Source organism: Bradyrhizobium yuanmingense (assembly GCF_025200905.1).
Classification (GTDB): domain Bacteria; phylum Pseudomonadota; class Alphaproteobacteria; order Rhizobiales; family Xanthobacteraceae; genus Bradyrhizobium; species Bradyrhizobium yuanmingense.
The window spans coordinates 846,199-866,748 of the sequence record NZ_CP104173.1; the positions used below are offsets into that span (position 1 = coordinate 846,199).

The window sequence follows — 20,550 nt, forward strand, 5'->3', positions numbered from 1 at the left end:
AAGATGACAGGAGTCGCGCCCACCCAAAGGCGGATAAAACCATGAACGTCGATCCCGGACGCCAGCTGCGCGCGATCGCAAGGATGACGGTCAGTATCCGCCTTGCTGTCTCCGCGCTGGTCCTCGCCGCGATCCTGCTGACCGCGGCGCTCTCCAGCCTGCTGTGGTGGCGCACCGCGGAGGCGGCCAGCCGGCAGCTCGCCTCGACCATCAACGAGCAGATCGTCGCGGCGGTGCGCAAGGAGGTCTCGGCCATCGTCGACGAGGCGCGCGCCGCGCATACCGCGATCCGCACCCTGTTCCTCCAGAACGTGCTCGACACCCGCGAGGCCGACAAGCGCGAATTCGTCTTCCTCTCGCAATTGCAATCGCAGGCCACGATTTCCTGGGTCGCGTTCGGCTGGCCTGACGGCTCCTTCTTCGCCGCGCACAAGCTCGGCGATCGGCGCCTGGAGATGATGGAGATCTCGCTGACGGATCATCCGGGCGAGCGCCGCGTCGACGAATACGACGTGGTGCCCGGCGACATCGAGTTCGCCAACCGCCGCTTCGAGCCGACCGATTTCCGCGTCGCCGATCAGGCCTGGTTCAAGGCCGGCCTCGGCGCGGAAGACCCGCAATGGTTCAGGGTGATGTACCACGCGACCGGCGAGCGGCCGTCGATCGCCTTCGCCGGCCCGATCGACGTCTACCAGGAGCGCCAAGGCGTGCTTGCCGTCATCATCGAATATACCAGGCTTGCGCGCTTCCTGTCGCAGCTGGAGGTCGGACGCACCGGCACCGCCTTCATCGTCGACGGCAGCGGCGAGCTCGTCGCAGCGCCGGACAAGGACGCCGACGAGCTCCATCCGGCGCGTGGCAACACCGCGCTACTCCCGCTGGCGCGCGCAGCGCTCGACCAGGCCGGGGAAGCCGGCCGCAAGGAGGCCTGGCGGAGCCGGCTCACCTCGGGCGGCGCGGCCTATGAGGTTGCGCTGACGCCGCTGCCGTTTCCCGGCTGGTCGCTCGCGACCGTCATCCCCGAGGCCGAATTTCTCGGGCCGGTCGAGACGACATTGCACCGGCTGATCCTCGGTCTTGCCGTCGGCGCCGTGCTCGCGGCGCTGGCCTCGGCGATGCTGGCGCGGTCCGTCATCGCCGCGCCGCTGTCGCGCGTCGTCGGCGAACTGCGCCATGTCGAAGCCTTCGCGCTGGAGCAGGTCCGTCGCCATCCGTCGCGGCTGAAGGAGATCGCAAGTCTGTCGGGTGCGATCGCGGAGATGGCGGCCGGCCTGTCCGCATTCCGCAAGTTCATCCCGGCCGATCTCGTCCGTGGCCTGCTGCGCCAGGGCGTCGAGGCGAAGCCCGGCGGCAGCATCCAGGAGCTCAGCGTGATGTTCATCGACATCGCCGGCTTCACCGGACTGTCGGAGCGGCTCGGCGATCGCGTCGTGCCGCTGCTGTCGCGCTATCTCGACCTCACCTCGGAGATCATCGTCGCCAATGGCGGGACCATCGACAAGTTCATCGGCGATGCCGTGATGGCGTTCTGGGGCGCGCCGCAGCCGCAAGCCGATCACGCCGCGCGATGCTGCCGCGCCGCGCTCGCCTGCCGCAAGGCGATCGGCGAGTCGGGCCTTGTCGACGATCTCGGTCAGCCGCTCCAGATCCGAATCGGCATCAATTCCGGCCGCATGCTGGTCGGCAATATCGGCTCGGAGCTGCGGCTGAACTACACCGTGATCGGCGATGCCGTGAACGTCGCGAGCCGGCTCGAAGGCGCCAACAAATCCTACGGCACGCAGATCCTGATCGGCGCGGCAACCGAACGTCTGGCGCGCGGCGCCGTTGTCACGCGCGAGGTCGACAGCATCGCGGTCTACGGACGCGAGGAGGGACTCTCCGTCCACGAGCTGATCGGGATGGCGAACGAGATGGCGGTTGGCAGCACCGGCTGGATCGCCGACTACGAGCGCGGACTCGCCACCTATCGCGCCCGCCGCTTTGCCGACGCGCTGGCCGATTTCGAGGCGGTGCTGAAGCAGCGCGGCGACGATCGCCCAGCCGAGCTGATGCGGGACCGCTGCCGTCGGCTCGCTGCAGCTGCGCCCGACGTCACTTGGCGGCCTGTGGCGGCATTGGCGTCGAAATAGCGGCGCGGATTCCACGACGTCATGGCGTGCCCGCGCAACCTGCAGGCCGAGCCCTTGAGCTCGCCGGGTCCCTATAGTATGGGACCGCCCGGGTCGGCAGTTCACCCGGGCGTCAGCGTCCCGCGAAGGTTCTGCGCCATCTCAAGGCCGGCGCACCCGAAGGCGTGGAAGGCGCGACATGACCGCAAATCCGGACGCATTGCCGCTCGCCGGGCCTGCTCCCGTCTCGGTGCGGACCTCCCGCGGCGTCGTCCAATGCGCGATCGCAGGCGAGGGGCCTGCGATCCTCGCCATCCATGGCGGCATGGGCGGCCACGACCAATCGTGGCTGCTGGCGCGTGCGCTCACTTCGACGCTCAGCGACAAGCGGGTGCTGGCCGTGTCTCGCCCCGGCTATCTCGGCTCGCGCCTGGAGCTGGGCGCATCGCCCGATGACCAGGCTGATCTCTATCGGGATCTGCTCGACGCGCTCGGGATTTCAAGCGCGGCCGTCGTCGCGGTCTCGGCCGGCGGCCCTTCGGCGCTGCAATTTGCCGCGCGGCATCCCTCGCGCTGCCGGTCGCTGGTGCTGGTGTCGGCCTGCACGGGACGACTGCAAACGCCGCCGGACATCGCCGCGCGCCTGCGCATGATGCGCTATCTTGCGCGTCTTCCCGGATTGCCGGGGGTCCTGAAGTGGCGGGCTGAACGCAATCCGCAAGCTGGTGCGCGCCGCGCGATTCCCGATGACGCGATGCGCGAACGAACCCTGCGCCATCCCGAGGCAGGCCTCTTGTTGCGCACCTTGCAGTCGAGCGTGTTCGAGCATCTAGCCGCCAGGATCCCCGGGACCGTCAACGACATCGCGCAATTTGCCGCGCTCGAGCAGTTGCCCGTAGGAACGGTCTCGGCGCCTGCTCTCGTCGTACACGGCCGCGCCGACGATGTGCTGGCGTTCTCGCATGCCGAGAACGTCTGCCGGGCAATCCCGCAGGCGAAGCTGCTGGCGCTCCCCGATGGCGGTCACGTCTCGCTGTTCACGCATCTGGATGCGGTGCTCAAGGCGGCCGAGCCGTTCCTGGACGGGCGCGCCGATGCTCCGCACCTACATCGCATAAGGGATCTCCATGAAGGCAACGCTGCTCAATCCTGAAATCTACACCCGCTCGCCGTGGAAGAACGGCGCCGGCGTCTTCACCGACATCGCGGATGCGCATCGGGCCGATGCGCCGCGGAAGGACTGGGACAGCCTGCTCTGGCGCTTTGCGTCGACGCCGATTCTTGCGTCCGGTCCGTTCTCCCACATGCCCGGCATCGACCGCTTGCAAATGGTCGTCGAGGGCCGCGGGCTGGTGCTGAAGTCGCCGACGCAGGAATTCGACGAACGTGAACCTTTTACGACGGTGCGGTTCACCGGCGAGCTCGAGATCGTGACCGAGCTCGAGGCCGGTCCCGTCGAGGTCGTGAACCTCATGGCGCGGCGCGGCGCGGCCGAGATCGATCTCCTCGCGTTGAAGCAGCCCGGCGACCGGCACCTCGCCGCCGGCACGCATCTGGTCTACGCCCCGCGCGGCGAATGCCGCATCCGCCTCGACAACGAGGAATTTGCGATTCCCCGCACCGGCACGTTGAAGGTCGAGCTGGCCGGGCCGTCGCAGCTTGCGCTCGTCGCGGGTCTGGCGGTGCTGGGGTCGATCCGGCTTCTGGTCTAGAACCTCAGACCGATGCGCACAATCCATGCAACTAGCTAGGTTGACGCCGCCGGGCCGGCGCACGATATCTGCTGGCTAAACCGCAGCTCGAGGGGCAGGATATGAATGCGCCACACACATACGCCCCCACACTGGCCGACGGCGTCATCGACTGGCTGACCAACGGCACGCGCGACGAGCGCTTCATCGACGACATCTTCGCGCTGATGTGCATCCGCCTGCAGCAGGCGGGCATTCCGCTCAAGCGATCGACGCTTCACGTGATGATCCATCATCCGCAATGGCTGGGTGCCCGCATGATGTGGTCCGACGGCAAGCGCGAGGCGGAGATCACGCTGGCCGACTATGACGTTCGCGAGCGGTCCGAATATATCGGCAGCTCCGCCAACGAGATCCATGACGGTGCCGACGAGGTCCGCGAAAAGCTCGAGCAGGATTCCTCGCTCGGTCGCAAGCATGCCCTCTATGACGACATGCGGTCGCTGGGCATGACCGACTATGTGGCCTGGCCGCTGCTGCACACGCTCGGCAAGCGCCACGTCGTGACCTTCGCCACTGATCGTCCCGGCGGTTTCGAGGATGTCCACATCGCCGGCCTGAAGAAGCTGTTGCCGGTGCTGGCGCTGGTCAGCGAGATCCGCATCAAGAATCGCCTGGCGCGCACGCTGCTGGAAACTTATGTCGGCTCCCATGCCGGCGAGCTGATCCTGGCCGGCGCCACCAGGCGCGGCACCGGCACGACGGTGCGCGCCGCGATCATGATCTGCGACCTCAGGGACTTCACCAAGATCTCCGACAACTGGCCGCGCGACGATGTCATCGACCTTCTCAACGACTATTTCGACGCGATGTCGGAGCCGATCGCGCGGCACGGCGGCGAGATCCTGAAGTTCATCGGCGACGGGCTGCTCGCCATCTTCCCGCTGCATCAGCCGAACGCCTGCGCCAATCTTCTGCATGCGGTGGCCGAGGCGAGGGGAGCCATGGCCGCGCTCAACGATCGGAACAGCGCGACCGGCCGCGCGCCGCTGAACTACGGCATCGGCGTCCACGTCGGTGATGTCATGTACGGCAATATCGGATCTGCCCAGCGGCTGGATTTCACGGTGATCGGCCCGGCCGTCAACATGGCCTCCCGCCTGGAGGCGCTGACCAAGACGCTCGGCAGGAACGTGCTGCTGTCACGCGATTTCGCCGAGCTTGTCGAGAAGGAGTTCGCATTGGAGCATGTCGGCCGGCACGAGGTGCGCGGCTTCAACGCCCCCATCGAGCTCTATGCCTATCCGGCTCGCGCTATTTCCGGTTAGTTCCGGGGGCGTTCGGCAGGGCCTGTTGGCCCCCCTGGGTCTGCCTGGCCGGATCGTTGTCGCCCGGCCTCATCGTTGACGACTTCGCCGGTGCATTGGCGCCGCCGTTGTTGGCGTCCGACGACGTATTGAGGCTGGAGGCGCCCGCGCCGGTCGTGCCGCCGGTGCCGGTCGAATTGATGCCGGAGCCCGTCCTCGACGGCCCCGCGCCGCTTTGCGCGAAGGCGGAAGGAGACGAGGCGAGCGCCGCGATGAGCCCTGCTATGACGAGTGCTTTCATGTCCGCTCCTGTGCTCGGCCTGGTGCATGATCCGGACCCGGAGGGCCGCGCAGCGCAAAGTGCGCAGCGGTTTTCCAAAAAGATCATGCTCAAACAATAACCTGGAGCGCGATGACGGTTCATCCTAATCGCATCGCGCTCTAGGCGGCCCCGGCCCGGCATCCGGGGGCGGGCTTGAGCCGGGGCCGCCATTTGCCGGAATGGTGAGACGCCGGCGAAGGGCCAATGCGCGGGAACGCGTGGTCGTTCCAAATTCGATGGGGCGCCGCAAACCCGCTGAACTAGGCTGACCAGCGGTCCTGCTCTTCCTGGTGGGCTTGCTCGTTCAGCCGGTCGGCGATCTCGTCCGCAATCTGCTCGGTCTCGGCCGAGGCCACCGGCTCGCCCTTGTGTGTCTTCAGCTTGTCCTTGTCGGCTTCGATCGGAAAGTCGTCGGGTGTCAGTCCGGTCGTCTTGTTCATGGTGCGCCTCACTGTCTCCAGTTGGGGAAAACACACGTGAAGGGCCGATCGTTGCTACGAAGATGAAGCCGCTGGACGAGGCGGCGTCAGGCGCCGCCGACTGCCCGCGTGATGGTGCCGCTCCCGCCGCAGGTGGCGCAAGGCGCGCCGTCGATGCGTCCCTTGCCGTGACAATCGGGACAGACGTCGTCGCCGGTGCCCTTGGTTCCGGGCGGAGCTTCGTCACCGGGATTGAGCGCTGCTTGCGTGGGAATCTTGGCGTCTTGTGCGTGGGCAGCCTTGGTCTTGGTCATCTGCGCCTCCTCGACAACACCGCAACGCGCCTTGCCGCAGAAAGTGCCAATCGGAGTTCGCAGCGCAGTCAACGGAACCGCGCCGCTGTTCTCGCTACTTCTCGACTGCGCCCGTCCAGTCCTTGAAGCCGCCGACGTTGTAGACGTTCTCGTAACCCATATCCTTCAAGAGCTTGCCGGCCAGCGCCGACCTGCCGCCGGATGCGCAATAGAGGATGACGGTCTTGCCCTTGTCGAACGCCTTGTCGTGATAGGGCGACTCCGGGTCGGCGCGAAACTCCAGCATCCCGCGCGAGACGTTCACGGCGCCGGCGATCTTGCCGCTGGCGGCGACTTCCGGCGCATCGCGAACGTCCACGACCAGCGTGTTGCCCTTGTTGATCATCTCGGCCGCCTGCTCCGAGGTGATCTTCGGGACCGCCGCGTTCGCAGCTTCCAGCATTTGCTTGACACTCGTTGCCATAAATTCTCTCCGGATTTTCTTCTGCCGCCCCATAGGAGGATAGCACATCGATCTGGACATCGCTCCTGGATAAGCTTGTCCCGCCGGAGTCAGAGGCCGGAGGTCCGGTTGCCAAGGCCGGATTGTCCGACTAGCCTTGCCGAAGCTACGCCCAAACGGTCTCTGGCCGCATCTTCATGCCCAAATTTCTCCGCATCGGTGTCCATCAGTCCAACGTCTCCGGATACACCTCGAAGGCGTGGTGCGTCAGACGCGTCGGCGCGGCGGTCTTCCTGAAATGGGGCGCGGTGGAGGTGCAGGGCGCCGGCGCCGGGCGCAAGGTCTACTGGTCCCGGTCGCCGCAGGAGAAGACGATCCGTTGCGGCACCGCGCAGCGCGCGCAGGAGTACACGAAAGCCGCGATCGCGCGGCGCCGCAATCACCGCTATGAGCCGCTGACCGGACCCATCGCGAACCGGCGCCGGTCGGCTGCCCGCGCCGCCGAGCTCAAGCAGGCGCTCGCCACCATCCTCATCGTGGACATCGTCGGCTCCACGGCGAAGGCAGCCAAGCTCGGCGATGCGCGCTGGACCAAGGTGATAGGCCATTATTACGCGGCGGTCCGCAAGGAGCTGAAGACGTGCCGCGGCAAGGAGGTCGTGACCACGGGCGACGGCGTGCTGGCGACCTTCAGGAAACCCGCTGCCGGCATCGCCTGCGCGGCCGCGATTCAGAAAGCCGTGCGCACGCTCGGCCTCGAGATCAGGGTGGGTCTCCACGCGGGCGAATACACCATCAGCGGCGGCGAAATGGTCGGCCTCGCGTTCCACATCTGCACCCGGGTTGCAGCGAAAGCACGCGCGGGCGAGGTGCTGGTTTCGAGCGCGGTAAAGGAACTGATGGCGGCGCAGTCCGCAATCAACCTGAGGGATCATGGCCAGCACCGGCTCAAGGGGGTGCCCGAAAGGTGGCGGCTGTACCGGGTGGAGGGCTGAGGGCATCGCGGCGCAATAAGCCTTGCGAGGCTGCGCCTCAGTCACAGCCCCTGGATTCAAGCTTCCGCCTTCATGTTTGCGAAACGGTCCCGCAAATAGGCGGCGAAGGGACGCCTTCCCTCATCCTGGCTCCAACTGTCGATCGCAAGGCGAAAAGCTCCGATTGAGACCATCGCGACTATGCGGAGTGCCGTTCGCCGCTTGGGCTGCGGCCACATCGTGCAGAGCGCGTCGAAGACCGCCTGTTCCTGTTGGGCGTATTTGGTGGCCTCCCGGGCGCGAAGCGTCTCGTTGGTGCGGATGAACCGGTCGATCTCCATCATTTGTTTCCGGGCCTGGACGTCCTCGTAGGACGCCGTGAGTCTGACCAGTGCATTCTTCACCGCTTCGAGCGGCGGCTGCTTGGTCGATTGCTCCAGAACGGCGCGCCCTATGGCTTCGGCGAGACCGCCCTGCCAGGCCAGGATGATGTCTTCCTTCGACTTGAAATAATAGAAGAAGGTCCGACGCGAAATTCCCGCTGCCTCCGCGATGGCATCGAGCGTCGTCGCCTCATAGCCGTTCCGAAGGAAGAGCCTCAGACCGGTGTCGGTGATCCGTCGCAACGTTTCGCGGCGCTTTTGCTCCCTCAGTCCCTCGCTTTTCGGTGATGGGTCGTCTCCGTCTTGTTTCGACACACAACGGCCTCATTCAAAATTACACTCAGTGCGATAAAATTCCGCATCAAGTGCGAAATTACTGCATGTGAGGCCGGCCAGCAAGGCTCGGGCCGATTCGAGGCGTCCAAGACCAGCGAACTGGATCAAGATGACTGCAGACAGGGACGGCCCGGCGAACGACCGGGATGCCGATGCTTCGCGTTGCGATTTCCACGATGCCGAGGCCGGTTTGCTGCAAGCGGCGGCCGGGAAGGACCAGCGCATGCGCAGCTCCGGCAACATCGAGCTTCTACGCCGCAATCCTGCCGGTTACGTCGCCTCCAGCCATCGCCAGGGCGCGCCGCACCGGCCTCGCCGTGCAATCAGCAGACCTCGCAGGAGCCTGCAATCCGTCCCCCGGACGATACATGACGCGCGAGCCCGTCATGCCGGCGAGCAGCGCCTCGACGGCGCCGTGCAAGGCTCGCCAAGGGAACGTGACCAGCGTCGATTTGTCGCTCGGACCCTCGCGCGCGCGGTGAAGGCCATACGTTCGCCGTATCTCGGCAATTTCGGCGTTCTCATCCTGCTGTGCGCCATCTCGTTCCATCCCTGCTTCGATCTGGCGAACGTCGTTTCGAACAGCTTCCTCTGTCTCGGTGCGAAGGCGGCGTTCGCCGCGACCGTCAATCTCGTGGTGGACGACTGGACCCCGACGATCCAGGCCTTTCTGGCCGGCCGCCTTCTGCGCTGGATTGGCCTCAGCCTTCTGCTCGCGCTGCTCCCCGTGCTGACCGTCATCCGCGCCGGGACGCTGGCCAAGCTGCGGGCGCTAGCCGCCCTCTTGCTTGTCCGGCTGCGCGGGATCCTCAGAGCTTCGCTGCGGCCACTGAATCGCGCAGCGCGGGAGGGCCGCGGCGCAGGTGTCGTTCACGAGAAGGTCAACAGGCTCGGGCGGCACAACGCTTGAAAATTACACTAGGTGTAATTTAACTGGCCCGATGTGATGTTGTGCCGTGGGAGATGGCCCGATGCCTGGTTGGAGTGCGAGCGATATTCCGTCCCAGCGGGGGCGTTGCGCCGTTGTCACGGGCACGGGTGGCCTGGGTTACCAAGATGCGCTGGCGTTGGCGCGTGCGGACGGCGAAGTGATCATTGCCGGCCGCAATGCCTCGAAGGGAGCAGACGCCGTCGCGCGGATCCGATCCCGTCAGCCCAACGCGAACGTCCGGTTCGAACGGCTCGACCTTGCGGATATTCATTCGGTGCGGGCCTTCGGCTCCCGTTTGCGTGGCCAACGGGACAGTCTCGACCTGCTCGTCAACAATGCCGCGGTCATGATGCCCCCTGTCCGGCAAGTAACGGCCGACGGGTTCGAAATGCAGTTCGGCACGAACCACCTCGGCCATTTCGCGCTGACGGCCGAGCTTCTGCCGCTGCTGCACAAGGGCCTCGAGCCGCGCGTCGTCACCGTGTCCAGCCTGGCAGCGCGCAGCGGAGCGATCGAGTTCGACAATCTGCAGGCTGAGCGTCGCTACCAGCCGATGCCGATCTACAGCCAGTCCAAGCTTGCGAACCTGATGTTTGCGTTCGAGCTGCAGCGACGCAGCCGGAGGTTCGGCTGGGGCATCACCAGCGTTGCGGCCCATCCCGGCGTATCGCGGACCGACCTCATTCCGAATGGCGCCGGCCGGATGAGCCTTCCCGGCCTGGCGCGGACCGCCCTCTGGTTCCTGTTTCAGCCGGCGGCGCAAGGTGCGCTGCCGACGCTGTTCGCGGCGACGTCGCCGGACATCGTCCCCGGCGGCTATTACGGTCCGGACAAGTTCGGCGAAATCCGCGGTTCGCCGTCCGTGGCCCGCGTGCCGCCGCAGGCCGATGACGATGCGGTGGCGTCTCATCTGTGGGATGTCTCGGCAAGACTGACCGGCGCTCGCTTAGCGACGGAGTCGTCCCGCACCCAGGCGAGGACGGATCTGTGCACTTGAAGCGGCCTCGCGCAGGTCCGCCATTCCGAGGCCCGGCGGCCGCGTAGAAAGACGAAGCAGAGGACTCCAACATGACCCGTCGAAATCTGGTGCTGATCGCTTTGGGAGTTTGCCTGATGAGTGCTCCAGTCCACGCTACGCCGCCGAACAAGGTGCTCGGCACCTGGAGAATGGTCTCCGCTCAGATCGATCCGGAAGGAAAGAACCTGCCGGCCTATGGCGCGCGGCCGAACGGGCTGCTGACCTTCACGCCGGACATGCACTTCATCGAGGTGCTGACCGACTCGGACGTCCCGCGCTTTGCCTCCAGCGTGCGGGGCGAGGGCACGGACGCGGAAAACCGCGCGGCCATGGCCGGCAGCATCGGCTTTTTCGGCACCTACACGGTGGATGAGAACGGCGAGTTCAGCGGCAACAAGGTCGAGGGCTGCACCTTTCCGAACTGGATCGGCAGCGTTCGGACGCGGAAGGAATTGCGTCTGGTGGTCGACGGCGACGTCATGACCGAGAATTTTGAACGACCTGACGGCACGAAGATCCGCATCACGTTCGAGCGGGTCCGCTAGCGCCGTTCACGCCGACGGCGTTACCTTCGGCTCCGGAAAGGGGCAGGGCGATCGCATATGGGAGCGATCTCGCCTGTGGCCATTCTTCGAGACGCCCGCCGTTAGCGGGCGTTGAAGGACGAGGCGCGCGCTCAGCTCGCGCAAAGCACCATATGCAATAGTCCTGGGAGAGGGGCTCGGCCCGACCGTCGCCGCCTTGATGTTGACATTCAGCTTCAACCTGCTGACGAGTCTGGGGCTTGGCGAATCCGCCAAGCTGATGCTGCAGGGTGCGATCATCGGCCTTGCAGCGGCCGCATATTCGGCAAGGCGCCAGTCATGATTGCCTCGATATCGGAACGAGAACGGATGCGGCCGCAGCCGCGATGACAACAGGAGAGATGACATGACCGATGTGATGGCTGGAGCCGAACCATTCTTCATGCAGGGCAAGGGGCCTGCGGTCCTCGTGCTCCACGGCTTCACGGGAACGACGCAAAGCATGCGGTATCTCGGCGAAGAGCTTCACCGGCGCTTCGGCTTCACCGTCAGCGGGCCTCGCCTGCGGGGCCACGGCACCTCACCGGACGACATGGAAACGACCGGCTATCTCGATTGGCTCGCGTCGGCGGAGCAGGCGCTTCACGAGCTGGCTGGCCAGGGCACCAAGGTCTTCGTCACCGGCCTGTCCATGGGAGGCACGCTGACGCTCAACCTAGCCGCACGTTTTCCGAACATCGTCGCAGGCGCCGTGCCGATCAACGGTGCCGCCGGAATCTTCGATGGCGCGATGGCCGAGCTCGTATCGGACGGCGCGGCGCCGAAGCGCGTTCCCGGCATCGGATCGGACATCAAGGCCGCCGGCGTCAAGGAGCTGGCCTATCAGGAGGTGCCAGTCGCTTGCCTCCGGCAGGTCCACGTCCTGATTGCTGCGACCGAAAGCCTGCTGCGCAAGGTCAGCTGTCCCACGCTCGCCATTCATTCCAGAGAGGACCACGTCGTGCCGGCGGCCAATGGCAAGCGAATCGCGCAGGAGGTCAGTTCCAACGACGTGCGCCTGCTTTGGCTCGACAATTCCTATCATGTCGCCACGCTCGATAACGACAAGGATCTGATCGTAGAGCGCTGCGGACGATTCATCTCGGAAATCGCCGGGGCGGCGCCTGGATAGAACAGCGCTTCTGCATACGGCGGTCGTAGAATGATGGGCTTGAGATCCTACGATAGCCGCTTTCGCATCTTCGGGCTGGCTCAGCCTTCGAACCGCCAGTTCGCCGGCACCCAGCGATAGCCGTCGTCCGTCTTCCTGATGTTGCCGATGCCCGGAAACGGGAAATGGAATCCAAGCACCGGGATGCGGTCCGTCGCAGCGCGGTCGAACAAGCGCCTGCGCGACTGCAACGCGGTATCGGGATCGAGATCCGGCCCGGGCCGCCAGGCATTGTCGATGTTGAGTAGGGGGCTATAGGCGGCATCGGACGTGATCAGCAATGCTTGCGCGCCGGAATGCACCAGGATCGCCGACATGCCCGGCGTGTGGCCGCCGGCGGCGATCGTCGTTATGCCCGGCAACAACTCGCTGCCCGGCCGGTACAGCACGGCAGACTTGGCGACGGGCGCCACGCTTCGCTTGATATTGGCGATGAAGGCGCGCCGGAAATCTTCCGGCATGGGCAGCCGCGACAGGTCAGGCTCGTTACGGATGAAGAACGCAAAATCGTCCTCGGGAAGATGGACCGTCGCCTTCGGAAAAGCGCTCGATCCGTCGGCGCGGCTGAGATTGCCGACGTGATCGGGATGGGTATGCGTGATCACGATGGCGTCGATGTGCTCGGGCTCCACGCCGATCGCCGCAAGATTGCGGAATAGATGTCCGCCATCGGGGCCGAGCGTTTGCGCTGCACCTGCCTCGATCAGGATTCTCCTGCCACCGGTTTCCAGCAGAAGCGTGTTCAGGTTGAGCCTGAAGGTGTCGGTCGGCAGGAACGCATCGCTCAGCGTCCTGCCGAGTTCCTCCGCCTGGGCGGTGTGGGCATAGATGCGCGGATTGCCGCTCAGCGTGCCGTCGCTGACGACGGTTGTCTTGATATCGCCGATCCGAAAACTGTAGTGGCCGGAATTGGCCCTGCCAGCAGGCGTTTGCGCGATCGCGGCCGGCATGCCCAGCAGCGGCGTCATCGCTCCGGCCGCGCCGCCTGCGAGCATTATGCGGCGGCTGATGTTCAGATGTGATGGCATACGGCTTCTCCGGCCTATCGCGGTGGGGTCTGTGTACGATGATCTGGCATCATCCACAAATGTCATGATAGAATTTACATTATGCGTTCGATGGATTTGGCGAAAGTCGACCTCAACCTCCTGGTGGTGTTGCATGCCCTGCTCGAGACCGGCAGCGTCACGCGCGCCGCTGAGCGTCTCGGCAGCAGCCAACCCGCGATCAGCCGTGCGCTGGCAAAGCTGCGGCGCCTGTTCGGTGACCGGCTGATGGTGAAGGCGGCAAGCGGCATGACGCCGACGCTGCGCGCCGAGGCGATGCGCGAGCCGCTGGCGACCTTGCTCGGCGGCGTCGAGACATTTCTCCACAAGCCGAAATTCGATCCTTCCGCCACCGACCGCGTCTTTCGCATCGCGACGACCGATTATGGGGCGCTCGCCATCCTGCCCAATGTCGCCGCCCACTTTGCGCGCGAGGCACCCGGGGCGGCGATCGAGGTCGTCAGCTTCTCGCGTGATGTGTTCCGCATGCTCGCTGACGGTCAGGTCGATTTCGTGCTGTATGCCGATAATCCGGTATCCGGCTCGTTTCGGGCGCGCGAGCTGTTCCGCGAAAATTTCGTGACGCTGGTCCGGCAAGGGCATCCTTTGCTCAAGCAGATGCGCGGGGCAAAGGACGTGCTGCCGATCAAGCTGTTCACGGCCTGGCCGCACATCGTGGTCAGCATTTTTGGCGGGCAGGGCGGGCCGATCGATACCGCATTGGCCGAGCGCGGCTACAAGCGGCACGTCGCGCTGCGTGTTCCATATTTCGCAACGGCCGCGGTGATCACGGCTGCGTCGGATTACCTGGTGACCATGCCCTCGCGGGCGGCCCGGCAGCTTGCGCCGCGGCTCGGTCTCGTGATGCTGAAACCGCCGGCGCAGGTGACGCCCTACGGCTATCGCCTGCTCTGGCACGAACGAAGTCACGACGATCCCGGCGCGGTCTGGTTGCGCCGGCTGGTGGTCGATTCTGTCAAGTCGGGCGCCGCCTAAACCAAAACATGGAGCAAGACGCCGCAAAGCGTGCTCGTCATGAATGTTGCTCCCGATGTCGGAACCCGGGCCGGCCGTTCGTCTTGAATCCAAGCCGCCTCGAACCGGAGTTCTGCGTAAATGGCCCCGCGCGCCAATTGGAAAGGCTTCCTGAGACTGTCCCTCGTCACCTGTCCCGTGGCGCTCTATCCCGCTACCTCCGAGAGCGAGAAGATCTCGTTCAACCAGCTCAACCGGCAGACCGGCCACCGCATCAAATACGTGAAGGTGGACGCGGAGACCGGCGACGAGGTGACGAACGAGGACATCGTCAAGGGCTATGAGCTCGAGAAGGGCCAATACATCGAGGTCTCCAAGGAAGAGCTCGAGGAGATCGCGCTGGAGTCCACGCGCACCATCGAGATCGACGAGTTCGTCGACAAATCGGACATCGACGCGCGCTATCTGATCCGCCCCTATTACATCCGGCCCGACGGCAAGGTCGGCCACGACGCCTTCGCGGTGATCCGCGAGACCGTTCGCGAGATGAACAAGGTCGCGATCGGGCGCGTGGTGCTGACCAACCGCGAGCACATCATCGCGCTGGAGCCGATGGACAAGGGCCTCGTCGGCACCCTCTTGCGCTACCCCTACGAGGTGCGCAGCGAGGCTGAATATTTCGACGACATCCAGGACGTGAAGGTCACCAAGGACATGCTCGATCTCGCCCGGCACATCGTCAACCAGAAGGCCGGACGCTTCGCGCCCGAAAAGTTCGAGGACCATTACGAGACCGCGCTGATCGACCTGATCAACGAAAAGCGCGCCGGCAAGGTGATCCGGCCGAAGGAGCGGCCGAAGGGCGAGAACGTCGTCGACCTCATGGAGGCGCTGCGGCGGAGCGTCGGCAAGGAAGCCGGGAAGCAGGCCGCGCCCGCGAAGGCGGACAAGCCGGCGAAGAAGCCGAGGAAGGCGGCGGCCGGCCAGAAGGAGATGCTGATGCCGATCGCCGGCAAGAAGGCGGCCGCCAGGGAGACGTCCGCGAAAAAGCCGGCCGCAGGGGCGCGGCGGAAATCGGCATGAAGCATCCCGTGACGCCGGACTTAAATCGAAAACACGCCCTATGCCGCTTGGTACGCGAAGGTCCTAGTCGCAGGCCTCAAAGGCCCTCGTCAGGGCACTCCGGACATGTATCGCCGATCGAATCGAGGACATCGTTGATCTCTGCGACGGCCTGATCGGCAGAGACGCCGTCCGGCGGATCCTGGCGCGCAAGCACGACCGCGCGATGGCGCGCGTGCGGGTCGGCGCGGTCCCTGGCCCAGCCGTGCTCCTCGCATTCGCAGATCGCGCCGGCCTCGTGCAGCACGTGGGTGGCCCATCCCCGTAAGGTCCGGATCGCCGGCCGTCTTTCCCTGGTCATCAGCATGCGAGATTGCTCCTGCGGGACGAATCCGTGCCGCCGCCAGATCGTTCCGGGCTGTTAACACGGGTCAGAGATTCCCAAACGGCAGGGCTGGGCTTGTCCACGTGTTCCGGGATGAAGGGGAGCGCGCGTTGTGACGCAGCGTCTGTATGCGTTGCAAGCACCCAGCAGAGCCAGGCAGGTTTCCTCCTGAGGAACCCTGGTGCTGAGAGGCGGCTTATGTCGTCATCGGTTTCGGAGGAAAAGCCATGGTCATTGATGCGTTCGCTGGCACCACGCCGGTGTTTCTCCCTGAGCAGTTCTTCGTTGGTCGCTTGGAAGGATGGGCGGTGGTCGAGAGTCTCGTCGGCGGGCTGTTGAAGCGGGCGACGATCACGGCGCATGGCGAATTGGACGCGGACACCGACACTGTCGTTCTGACTGAAACCTACACCTTTGATGACGGCCATAGCGACACGTTGCGCTGGACGATCCACAAGCTGGGCGAAGGCCAATACACCGGCCACGAAAATCGACTGGAGGGTGAAGCCACGGGCGAGCAGGCCGGTTGTGCATTCCATTGGAAGTACACGCGCGACACGCCCCAAGGCGATGGAAAGTCGTTCAAGCTGAACTTCGACGATTGGTTCTATGCGATCGATGACCGCGCCTGCATCGTGCGCGGATCCGCCGGGCGCGCGGGCATTCCGTTCGCGACGGCGCATGTGACGTATCGGAAGCTTTAGGTTCGCCCGACGCGGGCTGCAGCCCCGCTCTCCGGTGCGCACTTCTTTCTCGAACTTAACATTTTTGAATCGCGAAGGCACCGAAGCAAAGTACGGTGGGCGTTTTCGCGGGAGTGAATCTTCTGGCGCTGATTGAGCCAGAGCGGGGGCCGGGGCGTGAATTTCCAGGTTACGGTCTTGAAGATCCTGGTGAGCTATCCGGATGGCTTTGCCGTCATGGAAGACCTCAAGCGCGACATGGCGATCCTGGCGACCAGCGGCCGCGATTGGGCCGACCGGACGAGGCGTCTTGCCAGCCGGGTGCCGGACCTCGACATCTTTTCACAGGGGCTGGTCGAGCGCATCAGCGGCGGCTGGAGACTGACGTCCAAGGGGCGAGATATATTGGAGTTCATGGAAGCCCGCCCGGCACCGAGGGAGCCAAGCCTGGCGTCCCCCATCAATGAGACGTCCCAGCCGGTATTGGAGATTGCTCCGCTTCCCCCGCTGCCGCAACCAGCGGACCGGGCCAAGCCGCGGCGCGAGCGCCGCGCGCGCCGCCGCGAAGCCCGCGAACGGGCGAGGGCGAACGCCTCCTGAACCGGGATTGAGGTCGGCGGCGAACTCGCTGTACATCGCCGCGCCCGAAGGGCGCCAAGTCGGCGGCGACGCGGTGGCGAGGGGTGTTAACCACCCCATCCCTCGTACGGATTATGACCTGGCTCTGGTTGATCATCATAGTGCGGGGCCGGTTGACGGCGGTCCGGCCGTGCCGGTGAATAAGCCCAGGCCGCAGTACTCCCAGTCGTCAGAACACGAGGATGCGCTTTTGCATGATGCCGATGGACCTGATGCCGATGGACTTGGCCTGCCACCGCGGCGCTGACGGGTGCGCACAGGATTATCAAGAGGCTCAAAGCGAGACCCGATCGCATGGTAGTTTCTCCGATAGATCTACGATGAGGAGTTAGATGAGCCTCGGTCCACGCCCTCGCAATCGGCCACGCCTGCAAGACTGGTAACGTCCTCGGCATCACGCGCGGGTTGGCGGTCGAATTCGTGCGAATCTGTAAACCCCGCACTCGGCTTCATGCTGGCAGTTGCGTCACGGTTTGGAGTCTTTCGTCGCCGGGGTGCGTCACGCGATGATGAGCACACCGATTTGCCATTCGCGCAGGCGTGATTGTTCACCCACGTGTTTTTCCCGAGCGCATACCCACCTAATGCTCAACCAAGAAATTCGAAGGAAGCGCATTTCAACAGAGCAGCCGGTTCGAGTCAGCGCGAATGCTCCGCACGAAAACAACAGCCGTTCGGAGCACGACCATGACTGGATTCAGGACCTTTGTTATTGCAGCGATGATGTCGATTGGCGCGATAAGCTCTGCAAGCGCCCAGTGCCCATTGTGGGCGACTCAACATCCAGATTCGTTTCAGGCGCAATATCCCGATCGGGATGTGTTGAACGACTGCGAATTGACGCCAGCAGGCAGAATGGGCCTGGAACGCCCTGGCGGCGCGGCTCCCTTGTTTAGGCCCAACAGGGCCTACCAGACAACGCCTGGCGTTGCCCAGCACCGCGGCTTTCACCACCGATCGCGGTGAGTATCTGAAAATGGATCCGGATGGTCGGATTCCGGCGGAGAAACCGTAGCGCGCCAAGTCGAATGATCAGAAATCAATCCGCGCACCTTCGGTACGCGACCGTTTTCAGCGATTCCTGAGTGCTGTCGGGACCAATCAAATGCGAGTCGATTAAGTCATTGGTTTCGCGTCCGTCGCCAAAAGATCGCGAGTCGTTTTAGGTCAATTCCAGAGATCTGCGAGTCGAATGGGTGATGACGCTAGATCTTGGGTTGGATGCCGCGATTTGTTGTCCAGATGTCGTGGTCTTGTGGAGCTGGGTGCTGCGAGCGCGGCCCGCAATGAACAACCTGCTCGAGGAAAACCGTCGGGGCCAATTTAGTACAAGTCGTCTGAAGCGGTGGAACGCTATCGAGAGACCGATGTGCGATCGTCGAGCGCCGCGCCGGTCGAGGCCTTATAGTCGGGACGGGCCCAGGGGAGCGCAACAGCCTCCTCGATCGCGAGAGATGAGCGGGGCTCCGCCTTAGCTATTCTGCGGTCGCGCAGACCGCATCGCAGCGATTAGGCCGCCTTGCAGAAGTGCACGGAAGCACAGCGCGGGCAGCGCACCTCGGAAGAAGGAGGCGATGCTCACGAGCTTACCGCAGGGCGTGCCTGACGTGGCCACGCGCATAGAACGACGCACTTCATCGACTCTATCCTCGACGCGAACGGCAATGCGCCCCCGCTGCTCCAGACCAATGGTTGCAGAGTGCGGCGGTTAGCTGCAGCTCAGCGGTAACGGCAGGTCGGGATGCAACTCGTACCAGTCGTAGCAATCTGGATAGGCGCCGTAGAATCCATAGCCGCCTCGGCGGAAGTGGTGAAACGCGTGCTGGCGCAGGCCTACGTCATGACCACCGAAGCCAAGGTGCTCGCCGCCGAACCGGGCGCCGCCGGCAAAATCTCCCTCATGGCCCATGCCGCCGAAATGCGCGCCGCCGCCGAAGGCCGCATGTCCACCGCCGAAGCCTGCATGTCCGCCGCCAAAGCCGCCACCGCCAAAACCACCGCCGTGGCCACCGCCACCACCGCCGCCATGGGCATTGGCCGCGCCAACGGCGAGCGTCGAGGCGAGTGCTGCTGTCGCCAGAATCATGATTGCACGTTTCATGGATGACTCCTCTTGTTGCGCTGTCCGGCCATGTTCCGCGCGAGGTTGCCGATGGCCGGGTCAGTGATGAGGGAGAGGTAGGTCCGGTACGAGGCGATCCAACTGAATTCGATGTCAGAATATCAGGCAAGCCGCTCGCGAAGAGCGTCTCGCGGATCGGCGCGACGCACGCGTAGGAGCGGGCCGACCAGCGCAGTCCGCTCCTCGTTATTGCAAAACGCGGCGAAGCTATAGGGCAGGCCGCGTCACCCGATCAGTACTAGCTGCCTGTGCCCGGCTCGCACGGTACGTTGTTGCCGGTCCACGGCGCGGTTGCAAAGGCGCCGACGCGCGGCGCCGGAACGCAGGCGCGCTCGCCCGGATAATGGAACGGCGTGGTCGCCGCGACTGTATCGGCGGCCACGTCGGGCTGCTGCGCGGCGCGCTGGTGCTCGCGCGCCATGACTGGGCCACCCAGCATTGCGGCCGCGATCAATCCTATCGACAATAGTTTGGACGTGGTCATTCGCTCTCTCCTCTGACGACATCAGGCCGATCAAGCCGGCTCAGCGACGATGTGTGAACGATCGGCCACGTTTCCAACGCACGTTTTGCTCACTGCATTTCAACCGCCCGAGAGCCGCTGCGGTGTCGCAACCACGATCGTGCGAATGCATAACATCCGTGGTCCCTGAGACGACGGCACGTGCGTTGACGGCATATGTTCGATCCAGTCGGTTGGCAGCGGAGCGCGGAAGATGATCATTGCATTTGTAACACGCGTGGTGCGGGTCCTCGTGCCGTTGGCGGCACGCACAGCCGACAACATGAACCGCAATTTAGTGGCGCGGTGCGCGCGGCAGAGCTACCTCATAGCGCAGCGGGCGACCGGCAACAGGCGGCATCAGCGACGCGCGTCCGACGTACGCGGGCACTGAGCATGACACGGCCCGACGCCGTACCCGTGCTGCCCAACCGCGCGTCGAGACGCCGTGGGAATTATGGTACGAGGCTCATGACCCGGATTCTCCTGATTGAGGACGACACTGAAACCGCCGAGGCGATCCTCGCCGAACTTGGCGATCGCGGCTTCGAGGTGCAGTGGGCCGGCAACGGCGTCGAGGGTCTCGCGCGGGCCCGTGCGTCGAGCCCCGATGCCATGATCGTCGATCGCATGCTCCCGGGAGTTGACGGGCTGACCGTCATCGAGGTGCTGCGCAAGGAGCAGGTGAGGACGCCCGTGCTGGTGTTGAGTGCGCTTGGCGCCGTGAATGACCGGGTGCGCGGGTTGCGAATGGGCGGGGACGACTATCTCACAAAGCCGTTCGCGCTCATCGAACTGGTTGCGCGAATCGAGGCGCTGCTGCGCCGGCCGAGCGACAGCCGCGAAACCATCCTGCATGTCGGGCCCCTCGAGCTCGATCTGATCGAGCGCACCGCGCGACGCGGCGAGCGCAGGCTCGACCTGTTGCCGCGCGAATTCCGCTTGCTCGAGTACATGATGCGCCGGAGCGATCAGCTCTTGACGCGCGCGATGCTGCTCGAGGAGGTCTGGAACTACAAGTTCGTTCCGGCGACCACCAACTTGATCGACGTGCATATGGGCCGGCTTCGTCACAAGGTGGACGGTCCCGGAGAGACACAGCTCATCCACAATGTCCGAGGCTCCGGCTTCGTCCTTCGCTCGTAGGAGAGACG

The 20,550-nt window shown here is 64.7% G+C and carries 24 protein-coding genes; 16 read left to right on the forward strand and 8 right to left on the reverse strand.

Going from position 1 to position 20,550, the window contains the following annotated elements:
• Positions 1–41 precede the first annotated feature (41 nt).
• From N2605_RS04065 to N2605_RS04085, 5 genes are all read left to right on the forward strand, one after another.
• Entirely contained in the window at positions 42–2,132 is a 2,091-nt protein-coding gene (locus tag N2605_RS04065) for an adenylate/guanylate cyclase domain-containing protein (RefSeq protein ID WP_260345901.1), read from the forward strand.
• 178 nt (positions 2,133–2,310) lie between these two features.
• Positions 2,311–3,264: an alpha/beta fold hydrolase gene (locus N2605_RS04070; protein WP_260345902.1), complete on the forward strand. Its 954-nt coding sequence runs from the start codon at positions 2,311–2,313 to the stop codon at positions 3,262–3,264.
• On the forward strand, positions 3,239–3,823 hold the full coding sequence (locus N2605_RS04075) for a HutD/Ves family protein (protein ID WP_036026727.1): 585 nt from the start codon (positions 3,239–3,241) through the stop codon (positions 3,821–3,823). Before N2605_RS04070 ends, N2605_RS04075 begins: the two co-directional genes overlap by 26 nt.
• Positions 3,824–3,924: 101 nt before the next feature.
• Entirely contained in the window at positions 3,925–5,130 is a 1,206-nt protein-coding gene (locus N2605_RS04080; RefSeq protein ID WP_036011675.1) for an adenylate/guanylate cyclase domain-containing protein, read from the forward strand.
• Between the two features lie 56 nt (positions 5,131–5,186).
• On the forward strand, positions 5,187–5,510 hold the full coding sequence (locus N2605_RS04085) for a hypothetical protein (protein WP_036011673.1): 324 nt from the start codon (positions 5,187–5,189) through the stop codon (positions 5,508–5,510).
• Between the two features lie 181 nt (positions 5,511–5,691).
• Here N2605_RS04085 and N2605_RS04090 read toward each other — a convergent pair whose 3' ends face one another.
• The 3 genes from N2605_RS04090 to N2605_RS04100 form a co-directional block, all read right to left on the reverse strand.
• Positions 5,692–5,871: a hypothetical protein gene (locus N2605_RS04090; RefSeq protein WP_036011671.1), complete on the reverse strand. Its 180-nt coding sequence runs from the start codon at positions 5,869–5,871 to the stop codon at positions 5,692–5,694.
• Between the two features lie 86 nt (positions 5,872–5,957).
• Positions 5,958–6,164, reverse strand: coding sequence for a hypothetical protein (locus N2605_RS04095; RefSeq protein ID WP_050991724.1), 207 nt, complete (start codon positions 6,162–6,164; stop codon positions 5,958–5,960).
• Positions 6,165–6,258: 94 nt separating this feature from the next.
• Positions 6,259–6,627 (reverse strand): rhodanese-like domain-containing protein, encoded by a 369-nt coding sequence (locus tag N2605_RS04100; RefSeq protein ID WP_036011668.1) that lies wholly within the window; start codon positions 6,625–6,627, stop codon positions 6,259–6,261.
• A gap of 176 nt (positions 6,628–6,803) precedes the next feature.
• Between N2605_RS04100 and N2605_RS04105 the strand changes: the two genes are divergently transcribed.
• On the forward strand, positions 6,804–7,601 hold the full coding sequence (locus tag N2605_RS04105; protein ID WP_057026102.1) for an adenylate/guanylate cyclase domain-containing protein: 798 nt from the start codon (positions 6,804–6,806) through the stop codon (positions 7,599–7,601).
• A gap of 56 nt (positions 7,602–7,657) precedes the next feature.
• On the opposite strand, the gene N2605_RS04110 is transcribed toward N2605_RS04105, so the two are convergent.
• Positions 7,658–8,206, reverse strand: a complete 549-nt coding sequence (locus tag N2605_RS04110) for a TetR/AcrR family transcriptional regulator (RefSeq protein ID WP_225114033.1) — start codon at positions 8,204–8,206, stop codon at positions 7,658–7,660.
• A gap of 316 nt (positions 8,207–8,522) precedes the next feature.
• Between N2605_RS04110 and N2605_RS04115 the strand changes: the two genes are divergently transcribed.
• The 5 genes from N2605_RS04115 (at position 8,523) to N2605_RS04135 (ending at position 11,943) form a co-directional block, all read left to right on the forward strand.
• Positions 8,523–9,209 carry a hypothetical protein gene (locus tag N2605_RS04115; RefSeq protein WP_260345903.1) on the forward strand — a complete coding sequence of 229 codons (687 nt, stop codon included), beginning with the start codon at positions 8,523–8,525 and terminating at the stop codon, positions 9,207–9,209.
• A 61-nt stretch (positions 9,210–9,270) separates the two neighbouring features.
• Positions 9,271–10,227 carry an oxidoreductase gene (locus N2605_RS04120; RefSeq protein ID WP_260345904.1) on the forward strand — a complete coding sequence of 319 codons (957 nt, stop codon included), beginning with the start codon at positions 9,271–9,273 and terminating at the stop codon, positions 10,225–10,227.
• 116 nt (positions 10,228–10,343) lie between these two features.
• Positions 10,344–10,793, forward strand: a complete 450-nt coding sequence (locus N2605_RS04125) for a lipocalin-like domain-containing protein (RefSeq protein WP_225114035.1) — start codon at positions 10,344–10,346, stop codon at positions 10,791–10,793.
• 199 nt (positions 10,794–10,992) lie between these two features.
• Entirely contained in the window at positions 10,993–11,115 is a 123-nt protein-coding gene (locus N2605_RS04130) for a hypothetical protein (protein ID WP_260345905.1), read from the forward strand.
• Between the two features lie 63 nt (positions 11,116–11,178).
• Complete coding sequence (locus tag N2605_RS04135; protein WP_036026712.1) at positions 11,179–11,943, forward strand: alpha/beta hydrolase; 765 nt, start codon at positions 11,179–11,181, stop codon at positions 11,941–11,943.
• Between the two features lie 80 nt (positions 11,944–12,023).
• Here the strand turns inward: N2605_RS04135 and N2605_RS04140 are convergent, their stop codons facing one another.
• Positions 12,024–13,010, reverse strand: coding sequence for an MBL fold metallo-hydrolase (locus tag N2605_RS04140; protein WP_370129345.1), 987 nt, complete (start codon positions 13,008–13,010; stop codon positions 12,024–12,026).
• 90 nt (positions 13,011–13,100) lie between these two features.
• On the opposite strand from N2605_RS04140, the gene N2605_RS04145 reads away from it, so the two are divergent.
• Complete coding sequence (locus N2605_RS04145; RefSeq protein WP_225134968.1) at positions 13,101–14,024, forward strand: LysR family transcriptional regulator; 924 nt, start codon at positions 13,101–13,103, stop codon at positions 14,022–14,024.
• Between the two features lie 120 nt (positions 14,025–14,144).
• On the forward strand, positions 14,145–15,086 hold the full coding sequence (ku, locus tag N2605_RS04150) for a non-homologous end joining protein Ku (protein WP_260345906.1): 942 nt from the start codon (positions 14,145–14,147) through the stop codon (positions 15,084–15,086).
• Positions 15,087–15,162: 76 nt separating this feature from the next.
• On the opposite strand, the gene N2605_RS04155 is transcribed toward ku, so the two are convergent.
• Entirely contained in the window at positions 15,163–15,432 is a 270-nt protein-coding gene (locus N2605_RS04155; protein WP_109145159.1) for a hypothetical protein, read from the reverse strand.
• 245 nt (positions 15,433–15,677) lie between these two features.
• Between N2605_RS04155 and N2605_RS04160 the strand changes: the two genes are divergently transcribed.
• Entirely contained in the window at positions 15,678–16,154 is a 477-nt protein-coding gene (locus tag N2605_RS04160) for a DUF3833 domain-containing protein (RefSeq protein WP_260345907.1), read from the forward strand.
• Between the two features lie 156 nt (positions 16,155–16,310).
• Positions 16,311–16,733 (forward strand): hypothetical protein, encoded by a 423-nt coding sequence (locus N2605_RS04165; protein ID WP_260347407.1) that lies wholly within the window; start codon positions 16,311–16,313, stop codon positions 16,731–16,733.
• Positions 16,734–18,480: 1,747 nt separating this feature from the next.
• Here N2605_RS04165 and N2605_RS04170 read toward each other — a convergent pair.
• Both N2605_RS04170 and N2605_RS04175 read right to left on the reverse strand, forming a co-directional pair.
• Entirely contained in the window at positions 18,481–18,873 is a 393-nt protein-coding gene (locus tag N2605_RS04170; protein ID WP_036026706.1) for a hypothetical protein, read from the reverse strand.
• 259 nt (positions 18,874–19,132) lie between these two features.
• Positions 19,133–19,378, reverse strand: a complete 246-nt coding sequence (locus tag N2605_RS04175; RefSeq protein WP_109145157.1) for a hypothetical protein — start codon at positions 19,376–19,378, stop codon at positions 19,133–19,135.
• Between the two features lie 489 nt (positions 19,379–19,867).
• Here N2605_RS04175 and N2605_RS04180 point away from each other — a divergent pair, with 489 nt between their 5' ends.
• Positions 19,868–20,542 (forward strand): response regulator transcription factor, encoded by a 675-nt coding sequence (locus N2605_RS04180; protein WP_260345908.1) that lies wholly within the window; start codon positions 19,868–19,870, stop codon positions 20,540–20,542.
• The last annotated feature ends 8 nt before the right edge of the window (positions 20,543–20,550 follow it).